Origin of the sequence: Megasphaera micronuciformis F0359 (genome assembly GCF_000165735.1) — a bacterium.
Classification (GTDB): Bacteria; Bacillota; Negativicutes; order Veillonellales; family Megasphaeraceae; genus Megasphaera; species Megasphaera micronuciformis.
Window position 1 is genome coordinate 37,049 of sequence record NZ_GL538185.1, and the last position, 12,323, is coordinate 49,371.

The 12,323-nt window shown below is 46.2% G+C and carries 12 protein-coding genes and 1 riboswitch; of the genes, 4 read left to right on the forward strand and 8 right to left on the reverse strand.

What is annotated here, in order from left to right; genetic code table 11:
• Positions 1–68: 68 nt before the first annotated feature.
• On the reverse strand, positions 69–1,229 hold the full coding sequence (gene cytX / locus HMPREF9429_RS02050; RefSeq protein ID WP_006941249.1) for a putative hydroxymethylpyrimidine transporter CytX: 1,161 nt from the start codon (positions 1,227–1,229) through the stop codon (positions 69–71).
• Positions 1,230–1,284: 55 nt separating this feature from the next.
• Positions 1,285–1,384: riboswitch (TPP riboswitch) on the reverse strand.
• 155 nt (positions 1,385–1,539) lie between these two features.
• Here cytX and HMPREF9429_RS02055 point away from each other — a divergent pair.
• From HMPREF9429_RS02055 to HMPREF9429_RS02065, 3 genes are read left to right on the forward strand one after another with little or no spacing between them, the layout of a single operon-like run.
• Positions 1,540–2,673: an efflux RND transporter periplasmic adaptor subunit gene (locus HMPREF9429_RS02055; protein WP_006941250.1), complete on the forward strand. Its 1,134-nt coding sequence runs from the start codon at positions 1,540–1,542 to the stop codon at positions 2,671–2,673.
• 14 nt (positions 2,674–2,687) lie between these two features.
• Entirely contained in the window at positions 2,688–3,395 is a 708-nt protein-coding gene (locus HMPREF9429_RS02060; protein WP_006941251.1) for an ABC transporter ATP-binding protein, read from the forward strand.
• The gene (locus tag HMPREF9429_RS02065) at positions 3,385–4,602 is read left to right on the forward strand and encodes an ABC transporter permease (RefSeq protein ID WP_006941252.1); all 1,218 of its coding nucleotides are present in this window, start codon (positions 3,385–3,387) and stop codon (positions 4,600–4,602) included. Before HMPREF9429_RS02060 ends, HMPREF9429_RS02065 begins: the two co-directional genes overlap by 11 nt.
• Positions 4,603–4,701: 99 nt before the next feature.
• Here HMPREF9429_RS02065 and HMPREF9429_RS02070 read toward each other — a convergent pair whose 3' ends face one another.
• The 7 genes from HMPREF9429_RS02070 to yedE form a co-directional block, all read right to left on the reverse strand.
• Positions 4,702–5,598 carry a DUF3829 domain-containing protein gene (locus HMPREF9429_RS02070; RefSeq protein WP_040773362.1) on the reverse strand — a complete coding sequence of 299 codons (897 nt, stop codon included), beginning with the start codon at positions 5,596–5,598 and terminating at the stop codon, positions 4,702–4,704.
• A 154-nt stretch (positions 5,599–5,752) separates the two neighbouring features.
• Entirely contained in the window at positions 5,753–6,892 is a 1,140-nt protein-coding gene (locus HMPREF9429_RS02075; protein WP_006941254.1) for an aminotransferase class V-fold PLP-dependent enzyme, read from the reverse strand.
• Positions 6,893–6,940: 48 nt separating this feature from the next.
• Positions 6,941–8,233 (reverse strand): adenylosuccinate lyase, encoded by a 1,293-nt coding sequence (purB, locus tag HMPREF9429_RS02080; protein ID WP_040773368.1) that lies wholly within the window; start codon positions 8,231–8,233, stop codon positions 6,941–6,943.
• A gap of 151 nt (positions 8,234–8,384) precedes the next feature.
• Positions 8,385–9,434, reverse strand: coding sequence for a selenide, water dikinase SelD (gene selD / locus HMPREF9429_RS02085; protein ID WP_083801171.1), 1,050 nt, complete (start codon positions 9,432–9,434; stop codon positions 8,385–8,387).
• 3 nt (positions 9,435–9,437) lie between these two features.
• Entirely contained in the window at positions 9,438–9,680 is a 243-nt protein-coding gene (locus HMPREF9429_RS02090; protein ID WP_006941257.1) for a DUF3343 domain-containing protein, read from the reverse strand.
• A gap of 20 nt (positions 9,681–9,700) precedes the next feature.
• Positions 9,701–9,904, reverse strand: coding sequence for a sulfurtransferase TusA family protein (locus HMPREF9429_RS02095; protein WP_006941262.1), 204 nt, complete (start codon positions 9,902–9,904; stop codon positions 9,701–9,703).
• A gap of 12 nt (positions 9,905–9,916) precedes the next feature.
• On the reverse strand, positions 9,917–10,978 hold the full coding sequence (gene yedE / locus HMPREF9429_RS02100) for a YedE family putative selenium transporter (RefSeq protein ID WP_040773374.1): 1,062 nt from the start codon (positions 10,976–10,978) through the stop codon (positions 9,917–9,919).
• A gap of 162 nt (positions 10,979–11,140) precedes the next feature.
• Between yedE and HMPREF9429_RS02105 the strand changes: the two genes are divergently transcribed.
• Complete coding sequence (locus HMPREF9429_RS02105; RefSeq protein ID WP_040773377.1) at positions 11,141–12,289, forward strand: aminotransferase class V-fold PLP-dependent enzyme; 1,149 nt, start codon at positions 11,141–11,143, stop codon at positions 12,287–12,289.
• Positions 12,290–12,323 lie beyond the last annotated feature (34 nt).

The window sequence follows — 12,323 nt, forward strand, 5'->3', positions numbered from 1 at the left end:
CGACGGCACCGGAAAGTTAACCCCGACTTTCCGGTGCCGTTTTGTCAACGGGAGCGTTTTTTATTTTTTTACGCAGCCTGTCGTTTATCCGTCACTTTATGAACAAGGACAGATAGTAGGACAACTGCAACAATTACGGGGAAGGTAATTCCTAAAGGGGTATCCCAATCGAGAAGTTGCCGATAAAGGCAAAAACCCATAGCCCATAAAACTAAATTCGTAAGATTCACACTCGTGTCTCTGCGGTCAGCATGCAATACAAAATAATCGGCTATTAAGACAGCTGTCATAGGGGCAAAGACAGAACCGATGAAATAAAGAAAATCCTGAAAAGCATCTGTATCGAAAAAGACAGCCAGTATCACGCCCAGAACACAGGTTACTAAGGCACAAGGCGTATCTTTTAATCGAGGAGAAATGGAAGAAGCGCTGATGCCGGCTGACAGAGCATCCAGAAAAGTCGTCGTAACGGTCGACAACAAAACGATTAAGATACCCATACAGCCGAGACCGGCAGCAGCCATAACCGCCGCCAAGTCATCACTTCCCAAATAAATAACGGCTCCCATACCGATAAAGAACATCCAACAGCTGGCTATAAAATAAGACAGGCAGGAACTGACCGTCACTTTCACGGGAGATTCGGCCGTACGCGTATAGTCGGCAATAAGAGGCAACCACGACAAGGGCATGGCTACAGCCAACTCTACTGCTCCGCCGAAGGTTATATCCCCGCTCACAGGTTGAGGAATACCGTCAAAAACAAGACGACTTAAAAACAGGGTGAGAAGAAGCAAGGCTGCCATAATAACACGGTTAACCTTATCCAAGTTCTTAATACCCAATAAAATCCAAAGAGCAATTCCTGCACCGGCGATAACGCTCCACACTGCATTGCCCCAAGGCACTAAAGCATCCGCCGAAGTAGCCGCAGTCGCAATCATGACAGCTGTCCAGCCGATTAGCTGAATAACATTCAGCAAGGCAAACCAAAGCCTTCCCTTACTGCCGAAAGCCATCCCTACGGTTTCCATGGACCCCACACCGGTCCTGGCTCCGATCAGTCCGGCTGCAAACATAACGGCGCCGCCGATTAAATGGCCGATTAATATAGCCGTCGCCCCTTCGACAAAACCCAAGGGTGCTACGAGCATGCCTGTCAAAATTTCGGCAATGGAAATACCGGCCCCGAACCATAACAGCCCGTTACTTACTACTGAAGTTTTCATACACACAACCCCTCTCTTCAAGGGGTGCAAAAAACGGCCGCCTGAAAGACGACCGTCACATAAGTATATATGTCCCTACGTTGGCATTATCCACATCAGGTTACGGGTCGAATAAAATTTCCTCTCAGCCGGTTAAAGCTCCCCTTACATATATTAAGTATACCATAGGTGCTAAGCCTGTCAATTTCCCTACTGTCAAAGAGATGTTTAGATTTTTTAATTTATGAATTATAGGCGATACGTCAAATATATGATATACTGGTACTCATATTATTAAAATATTTTTCTTTATATAGAATCAGGTGAACTTATGAAGTTAAACGTACAAAATCTTAAAAAACGACCGAAACTTTTAATCGCCGTCGCACTTGTTGTCATCTGTTCAATAGGCGCCTATGCCTATTATGAGCATACGGTATCCGCCTCTAAAGCCGGTGCCGTGGAAACGGCGGAAGTCACACGCATGAATATTAAGTCCAGCATTTCCGCTACCGGTGTTATCAGCCCTGTAAATTCCGTTGAAGTATCTCCTAAAATTACAGCTCGAATCAGTACTGTAGCCGTAAAAGAAAATGACCGTGTCGAGAAAGGACAGGTCGTCGCCACCTTGGACGGTAAAGACTATGCTGCAAAGAAAGATCAAGCTCAATACAAATTGACCAATGCACAGCTCAAATACGAACGAGCCAAAGCCCTATACGAAGCCGGTGCCGGCAGCAAACAGGACTTGGATAATGCCCAGTTCGAATATGATACGGCTGCCAGCAGTCTGAGTGAAGCCGAATCAGATGTTGCCGAAACGGTCATTACAGCGCCCATGAGCGGAGTAGTGGTCGGTGAGCCTAAGACCCCCGGAACGATGGCCGTACAAGGCAACTCCAGTCCCACCGTTATTATGAGAATCGCCGACACGGGAACAAAACAAATCATCGCTAAAGTTGACGAAACTGACATCGGAAAAATCAAAGTCGGACAAGATGCAACTTTTACGGTAGACTCTTATACGAATAAGACCTTTACGGCTCATGTTTCAAAAATTTCTCAAACCGATACCACCTATTCATGGGACACGACGAATACGACCTCTTCAGCATCTGCTTCTTCAGCCAGTGTTATTTATTACTATGTAACCTTGGACGTAGATGACCCGAACGACGACCTTCGCCTCGGAATGACAGCTCGTGTCGATATCAGTACTTCTCAAAAGGAAAATGCACTGGTCGTTCCCATTGCCGCCTTGAAAACGAATAATTCCGGTTCTTATGTCGTCGTTGTTCACGATGACGGCTCAACGGAAAACGTAATGGTTCAAACGGGCATTTACAGCGACGACTATGTTGAAATTACAAGCGGCCTGTCCGTCGGCGATAAAGTTTCTATCGCCTATACTTCATCGGGTAAGTCATCGGAAAACAATAAACAACAGGGTCCGCCGCGGTTATAAGGCAGGAATCTCCTATGGATAATATTATGATAGCCCTTCAGGACATTCGCAAAATCTATCACATCGGTTCTCAAGATTTCGCTGCCCTGGCAGGCATTACTCTACAAATTAAAGAGGGCGAATTTGCAGCACTTATGGGGCCTTCCGGATCCGGTAAGTCTACACTCATGAACATTCTGGGATGTCTCGATCGCCCTACCTCGGGTTCCTATAAATTAGGGGGCAAAGAAGTCGCCCATTTATCGGATGATGAATTGGCTGTTACACGTAATAAAAGCATCGGTTTCGTTTTCCAGAATTTTAATCTTCTCGGCAAAATATCAGCCTTGGATAATGTGGCCTTACCGCTGGTCTATGCCGGCGTTGGCAAAAAAGAACGAACTGAACGAGCCATGGAAAAGCTCCGTGCTGTCGGCTTGGAAACATGGTCACACCACAAACCCAACGAATTATCCGGAGGACAACGTCAACGCGTCGCCATCGCTCGTGCTTTAGTCAACGATCCGCATATTATTATGGCCGATGAACCTACGGGTAACTTGGATACAAAATCAACACGGGAAATCATGGATATTTTCGAAGAGCTTCACAGTCAGAAAAAAACGGTAATTCTCGTTACCCACGAACCGGAAATAGCTGCCTGTGCAAGCCGTCAGCTGTTACTCAGTGACGGTTTGATTACTAAAGATGCCGGAAAAGGGGTGGTTATGGATGTTATTTAAAGAAAGCGTTACCATCGCTTTAACTGCCCTTTTGAGTAATAAACTACGCTCCATCTTGACCATGCTCGGCATTATTATCGGTATCGCCGCCGTCATCGTCATGATTTCCATCGGCATGGGAGTACGAAAAAATATTACGGACTCCATTGCCAGCTTGGGCAGTAATATGCTTATCGTCACCCCCAACTCGTCCAACTCCCGCGGTATGCGTGCCGCTGCCGGCTCAGGTAAGAAGCTGAAACTCGACGATGCAACAGCTATAAAAAAACGAATCAAAAACATTGATTATGTAGCCCCGACAGTCAGTGCTTCTTATCAAGTCGTCAACGGGAACGAAAACTGGAATACGAGTGTCTACGGAGTGACTCCCGAATACTTGCAAATCCGTTCCCTTACGGTTACATCCGGGTCCTTCATCAGCCAAGCCGATTTGGATTCACGCAATCGTGTCGCCGTCATCGGTTCTACCGTAGCCGGAAATCTCTATGGCTCTGAGAACCCTGTAGGTAAAAACATTCGCGTAAACAATCAGCCGTTTAAAGTCATCGGCGTCCTGGAAAAAAAGGGGCAAGCCTCTATGGGCGGTGACCAGGACGATGTCGTCCTCGTCCCCCTGACAACCGCACAGGAACGCTTAATGGGGATTACGTACATTCGCTCTATTAACATCCAAGTCTCTTCTTCCGACAAAATCGATGAAGTCCAAGACCAAGTCGGTACCCTTCTGCGCCAGCGGCATCACTTAGGTATAGGCAAGGAAGATGACTTTACCATTAACAATATGACGAGCCTCATGGAAACGATGAATTCCACGACGGCAACGCTTACCCTTTTTCTCGGTAGTGTAGCAGCTATTTCACTCCTCGTCGGCGGTATCGGCATTATGAATATTATGATTGTCTCCGTTACGGAACGAACCAGAGAAATCGGTATTCGTAAAGCCCTGGGAGCTACATATCGGACTATTATGACGCAATTCTTAATCGAAGCCGTTATTATCGGCCTCATCGGCGGGGTCTTGGGAATCGCCTTGGGCATCTCCCTCGTCGAAGTATTCAAAAAATTCGCCGAAGTACCTCCCGTTATCACCTTGGCTCCTATTCTTATTTCCTTTACCTTCTCTGTCGGTATCGGCCTCTTCTTCGGTATCTATCCGGCACGCAAGGCTGCACGCCTTGATCCTATCGAAGCCTTGCGCTACGAATAGCTTCACAAAATTAAAATCAACGATATAAGTAAAGAGCCGCTCAAAATCGAGCGGCTCTTTACTTATAAAATTTTACACCCTATTATGAAGCGGCGAATCCTACTTACCGTCTAAACGCTCTGCATTCAAGCCGTTATACGCATTGACATACGAATTGTACTGTTCGTACATGCCCGCTCTGGTTTCTTCATCGGGATTAGCCATAAATTCCCTAACGTCACCGATTAATTCATTTCCTTCGGTCTTCAGTATATCCCCTTCGCTTGAGCTGATACTTCCCAGAAGAGTCGAAACGGCTCCCAATTCTTGTTCAATTTTAGCTTTGTCGGGATTTTGATCATGCGTTCCCAATTCATCCATAATCGCTTTGAAACGCACAGTAGCTTCTAAAGCGGCTGCCATATTTTTCTTCCCGGCAGATTTATACTGTTCAATCTCTTTCTGACTGTTTTCTTGATTAACCTGTCCGATGGCATCGTCTAACTTATCCATAGCGGCATTAAACTTATCTACCGCTGCTAAATACTTAGGTGCTACTTCTTTAACTTTCGCATAATTATCATTTAAATAAGTCTTAGATTCGTAATAAGTCTGAAGATCCGTGGCTACGGGAACCAATTCATCTAAGGCACTTAAAACCTTATCAAGTTCCGCATCAACGTTCTTATAAGTAGCACCGCCGGCTTTTACGGCTTTCAGTGCTTCTTGCAGAGACTTGTAATCGGGAGCCACAAAACTCTGATCGTATACGCCGTTTCTTAAGCCGTCGTTAAACTGCTTTTCCTTGCCTCCGAATGAAAGTCTAAAGTCAATGTAGTTATTTTCCGCATCAATCAGCTTATTAAAATTTTCAACTTGACTACCGCTTGCTTTTTCCGCCGCACTGCTTATTTTACCTACAGTTCTGGAAAGGGAGCATCCCGATACAAAAGCGGTCGATGTCAATACGGTTACACACATAAAAACGGATAAAAGGCGTCTCGTAGATTGCTTCACTATAACAGTCCTCCTAAGACTCATTTATATTCTATACTGCACCCATTTTATCTTATTTCTTCCTCGTTTTACAATAGTCTTCTACTTTAAATAACAAAACCGCATACAGTCGATATCCGGAAATACCGACTGTATGCGGTTGTATCACTTTTCTTTATCGCTTTGCAATATCACGTAAGGCTGCTAATGCCGCTTCTACTTCTTGCTTCGTCGTAAAGAGGCTGAAGGAGAAACGAACAATACCTCGCTTATCCGTGTGTAATTCTTTATGAATCAAAGGGGCACAGTGGAAACCCGCTCGTGTTGCCATTGCATATTCTTCCCAAAGAATTTCACCGACCAAAGCGGCTTCAGCTTCACCGATATTAATGGCAAAAACATTGACGCGCGGCCGCGTCAAATCGGCATACAAGGTAAGGTTCGGGATTTCCTGCAGGCCTTTAATAAAAAGGTCCGATAATTCTCGCTGTGTTCGAACAATATCTTCTTCGCCCCGTTCCAACAACAGCTGAATACCCGCCTCCAATCCGGCTATACCGGCTATATTTTCCGTACCTGCTTCAAATACACCGGGAACTGTATGAGGAAATTCTTTGTCAAAGGTATGAATTCCGTCTCCCCCTGTAATAAGGGGCTTTACATCAACATCGGTTTTAACAATCATACCTCCCGTACCGCCCGGTCCGTATAAAGACTTATGCCCCGTAAAGCAGGCCGCCGTAACGATATCATCCGACAGGTCGATAGGATAGGCACCTGCCGTTTGCGAAATATCGACAATAAGCATCAACCCGTGACGCTTACAAAACGCCTTAATAAAATCCAAGTCGATAATATTTCCCGTCACATTGGAAGCATGGTTGCAGACCACGGCCTTCGTTTCGTGACGAAGTAGTTTTTCAAACTCCTCATAGCAGAGAGCCCCCGTCTTACTGTCAGACCTTACAAAGTCGAGAGTTACTCCCTCTTGCCCCATTTCATATAAGGGGCGTAGCACTGCATTATGCTCCCATGTAGTGGAGATAACATGATCGCCCTTACGTAAGAGCCCTTTGATTACCATGTTCAAGGCGGTCGTCGAGTTATGCGTAAAGGCTACATCGTATGCAGGGCCGGCGTGTACCAGTTGCTTTACACTCTCTTTAGCGGACAATACGACCTTATAAGCTCGTATAGCATAGTCATGCGCTCCCCGTGACGGATTGCCGTATTCCTTTTCTGCCAGTGCTTCATATACGGCTCTGGCTACCTCTTCCGGTTTATGAGCTGTTGTTGCGGCATTATCAAAATACATGTTAATCTCCCCGATCTTTTTCTTCAGTCGCCGGATTTATCGTATCGCTTATAACCCGAATCGAGCAAAAATCGTGTCAACGTGACTGAGCATCTTCTTTACGTCAAAGCAAGCTTCAATTTCTTCATGCGTCATAACGGTCGCAATATCTTTATCTTTTTTCAGGTTTTCCAAGAAGTCTTCCCCTTCAAGCCAACGTTTCATAGCATTACGTTGCACCCAGCGATAAGCCTGTTCACGAACGGCACCTTTTTCAACAAGGGTATTTAAAAGAATGGGGCTATAAATCAGTCCGCCTGTCAATTGCAGATCTTCCATCATCTTTTCAGGATAGACAATCAGCTTATCGACAACGCGAGTAAACGTTGTCAACATATAATCAAGTGCAATCGTACTGTCCGGCAAGATGATACGTTCTACGGAAGAATGGGAAATATCCCGTTCATGCCACAATGCTACATCTTCCAAGGCAGCCTGTGCGTTGCCGCGAATAACGCGAGCCAAGCCGCACATGCGTTCACACGTAATAGGATTCCGCTTATGAGGCATAATGGATGACCCTTTTTGTTTAGGGCTAAAATATTCTTCAGCTTCACGTACTTCCGTTCTCTGTAAGTGACGAATTTCCGTTGCAAACTTATCGATGGAGCTGGCAATAACAGCCAAGGTCGTAACGAATTCGGCATGACGATCACGTTGCAATGTCTGTGTAGAAATGGGCGACGGCGTAATGCCCAACTTCTTGCACACATACTCTTCTACAAAGGGATCTACATCGGCATAAGTACCGACAGCACCGGAAATCTTACCGACAGATACGACTTCCTTAGCTCTTTTCATGCGTTCAATATTGCGTTCCGTTTCGGCCAACCACATGCACAGTTTCAAACCGAAAGTCGTAGCTTCGGCATGAATACCGTGGGTACGACCGATAGTCGGTGTATATTTAAATTCAACAGCACGACGACGCAAAACATCACGAAAGGCTTCCAAATCGGCCAAAAGAATTTCGGAAGCTTGTTTCAACATGTATCCCAAAGCCGTATCTTTTACGTCCGTTGAAGTCAACCCCAGATGCACATATTTACCGGCTTCTCCTATGTTCTCGGAAAGATTAGAGACGAAGGCGGCAATATCATGGTGAGTTTCCGCTTCGATTTCATGAATACGGTCAACGGAAAAAGCAGCTTTTTCCCGAATCTGTTCGGCAGCTTCCTTGGGAATATTACCCAGTTCCGCTTGAGCTTCGCTGGCAAGAATCTCTACCTGCTTCAGTGTATCCCATTCATTTTGTTCGCTCCAAATACTGCCCATTACTTCATTGGTATAGCGTTCAATCACGTCAAATCTCTCCTTTTTCTGTATATGAGTTTATAATACCTCTATATTATAACAGCCGCCTTGTGAATCCTCAATGAATTTACCTACGGAGGATTTTCTTTCTAAAAAAAGCAGACAGGCCAGCCCATGCGTGCCTGTCTGCTTGTATGAATTATTTCCGGACCATTAAATCCGTACCTTCTTTTGCCGTTACATAGCCGATGATTTTACCGCACGGCAAGTTGTCACTCAATTCCTTTTCCAACGCCGGCGCATCCTTTTCACTGACGGCAATCATCAAACCGCCCGAAGTCTGCGGATCGTAAAGAATATCCAATTCCGCTTCACTAATCGGCCCTTCGGTACGTACATGACCGTCCGTATAATCACGATTACGATAAGCACCTGCAGGAATAAATCCCTGTTTTGCCATTTCAATCGCTTCTTTATGATAGGGCATGTTGTTCATATCAAAATGAATAGTCATGCCGCTACCGGACGCCATTTCATAGGCATGTCCCATAAGGCCGAAGCCCGTAATGTCAGTACAGCTGTGCACATCATACTTCATCATAATATCACGGCCGTACTTGTTCAGTTCCGCCATTTCCTTATAAAGCTGCTGTTCCAAAGATTCGTCCACAAGTCCGACCTTAGCCGCCGTCGTTAAGATACCGACACCCAAAGGTTTGGTCAATAAGAGAACATCCCCTTCACGAGCCGACGAATTGCTGAGCAGATCCTTCGGATGCATAAAGCCCGTTACGGATAAGCCGTACTTCGGTTCCTTATCTTCAATCGTATGACCGCCCGTAATCAATACACCCGCTTCATAAGCCTTGCTATAGCCGCCTTGTAAGATTTCCCGAACCGCATCTTGACCCATAGCCGAGTTAATAGCCATGACATTCATTGCCAATTTGGGATCGGCTCCCATAGCAAAAATATCGCTCAACGAATTGGCCGCCGCAATTTGTCCGAACATATACGGGTCATCGACAATAGGCGGGAAAAAGTCTACCGACTGAACAATGGCCAAATCATCGCGCACAACATAGACAGATGCATCATCACTCTTATCGTACCCTACAATAAGTCGATCATCTTGATGTCGGGGAATGCCGTTCAACATTTGTGCCAGTACACCGGCACCGATTTTTGCGCCTCAACCGGAGCAGGACGCCATTTCTGTTAATTTTACTTTATCACTCACTGTAATCATCCTTTACATCGAACTGTAAATCTTTTCAAATCCGGATTCCGTTTCCCGGACTACTTGTTCGACTTCACCACTTTCATCGCCTGAATAGGTGTAGTCGTCAGGTGCCTCAAAGCGGGCACAGGTGCCGCAAGACGAGCTCAGGTTTCGCGGCACGGGCATCAATTCAATAGATGTCACCGACGGATGAGCTTCGTTTTTAAAACGAATAGCACCGAAATGCGAATAAAAAGTAGCGATAAATTTCATGTTTACACCGACCTTACCTACTATTTTTTCTTGAAGACAAGTTTGTAGTCGTCTCCTTCGGCTGTCGAAACAACCGTATACCCGTTATGGGATACATATCGAGTTACGTTTTCCATAGCCGTCCGAGAGTCTACCAACATTTCATATTCCTGTTCCTGTGTCGCCAATGCCTTTTGAGCCATAATTACCGGCTCGGGGCAAGAATATCCTCTAGCATCTATCATCACGATTCCTCCTTATGCACCCTGTTTACGCGTATTGACAACGGCAATAATCAAAGCTACGACAAAGCCCAAAACAACAGCTACTTCACCATTGAATGTAGGCCCGTTGCCGCTTGCGGCAAGACCGAAATTATGAGCAAATGCCGCACCGATAACAAGACCCAAAACCGTAATGGCCGAGTCCGTATTACCTTCACCCGTCATAATAAGCTGACGCATGGGGCAACCGCCGAGCAAAATACTGCAAAAACCTGCCAAAGCCATGCCGAGGAAGTTCCATAAACCGTCCGTATGGGCAATAGGCTGATTGGCAAAGCCGGGATGGAAGTTACCGAAAGCGAGGTTAACGAGGAATGCCGCTACAAAAACAGCAACGAAGCCCATCAACAATTTCGTTTCATGGAATAAGATTATATCACGAATACCGCCAACCATGCAAAGGCGTGTGTATTGCGCCAAACCGCCGACGACAATTCCGGCAATAAGAGATACGGCCCAGAAAGCATGTACCGCCCCAGGACCTTTTTCACTGAAGAAAATGAAAGCCGGAGCCATTACGACGAGAATCAACAATCCTACCATAAGAACCGGCATAACTGCCGTATCAAACTTGGGAAGGCTATACGTACGCTTTAACGAATACCCTCTCTTCAAGAAGAAGGTCCCCGCACCGATGCCGACTGCAAAGCCTACAAAGCCTAAAATAGCATTCCAGTCGCCGCCGGCAAGACGCAGAATCAAGCGGAAGGGGCAACCGAGGAACATGAGGCAACCAATCATAACGAAAAAGCCGAGAATAAAACGCGTCATGGGAGCGCTGCCGCCCTTAGCCTGATGTTCGCCGCGAATAAAAGATAATAAGAACGCACCTAAAACAAGACCGATGATTTCCGGACGAATATACTGTACCGGTGCCGCCCGGTGCAACCCGAGTCCGCCTACAGTATCACGAATAAAGCAAGCAATACAAAAACCCATGTTCGCGGGATTCCCTGCCAGGACCAAAAATCCCGCAATGGCGCCGATGATTAAACCGGCAATGATAATAGCGCGTTTTTCATGTGCTAAACCCAAAATAAATCCTCCTCTCAAACTGAACCCATGCACCGTTCTGCATTAATAAATTATTTCTGTATTAAAACTCCTTATCGATTTACCTAAAACGAACATTTGTAAAACGACCGGATGTCGACTATACTGAACGGAGCAAGTCATTTCATCCATAGGAGACAGAAAATGCGAAGAATATACCTTGATAACGGGGCTACGACTTTCCCCAAACCTAAGAGTGTTCCCGAAGCCATGAGCCGTTTCATCAGTGAAAGCGGCGTCAATATTAATCGAGGTTCGTACGCTCCTGCTTACGACACGGAAGAAACAGTCTACCTGACCCGACTTTGGCTAAAAGAAATGTTCGGCGGCGACGATGTGAAGAATGTCATCTTCACACAAAATGTCACGATGAGCCTCAACATGGCCATTAAGGGGTTACTCAAAAAAGGCGATCACATTCTCGTATCGTCCATGGAGCATAATGCGGTCATGCGGCCTCTTGTCCAGATGGAAAAAGAAGGCCTGACCTTTGATCGTCTGCCCTGTCGGTCTGACGGTTCACTCATTCTTGAAAGCCTTGACGATTTCGTCAAAGAAAACACGAAAGCCGTTATCATGACCCATGCATCCAATGTCTGCGGGACCGTAATGCCGTTAAAAGAAGTCGGGGCCTTTTGTCGCAAACACGGCCTGCTTTTCATCGTCGACTCGGCACAAACGGCCGGTACGATACCTATCAATATGAAGGATATGAATATCGACATCTTATGCTTCACCGGACACAAGGGACTTCTAGGACCTCAAGGTACAGGCGGCATGGTTATTCCCGACTCGTTGGCAACAATCATGACCCCTCTCATTGCCGGCGGCACGGGGAGCCTTTCACATACGGAAGAAATGCCGGACTTTCTTCCCGACCGTTTCGAATCGGGTACTTTAAACCTACCCGGAATCATAGGCCTTCATGCAGCCCTTGACTTTATCAAAGCGGAAGGCATGGAAAATATCCATCATAAAGAAATGGCTCTTACGTCTCGTTTCTTAGACGGAATCTCCGACCTGTCGAAACTGACCGTTGCCGGCAAAAGGGATTTACAGGACCGTACGGCCGTCGTATCTGTTGCCGCTAAAGAAATGGATAATTCGGCAGTGGCCTTCAAGCTTGAGTCCGAATACGGAATCCTCACCCGCGTCGGCCTCCACTGTGCCCCGTCAGCTCATAAAACATTAGGAACCTTTCCGGGCGGAACAGTCCGCTTCTCCTTTGGATATTTCAACACGGAAGATGACGTTGATACGGCCGTGAAAGCTCTGCGTGAAATCTGCGGCTAAGCCGTATTAAGACCTGCTGTATAAGGCAAGTCTT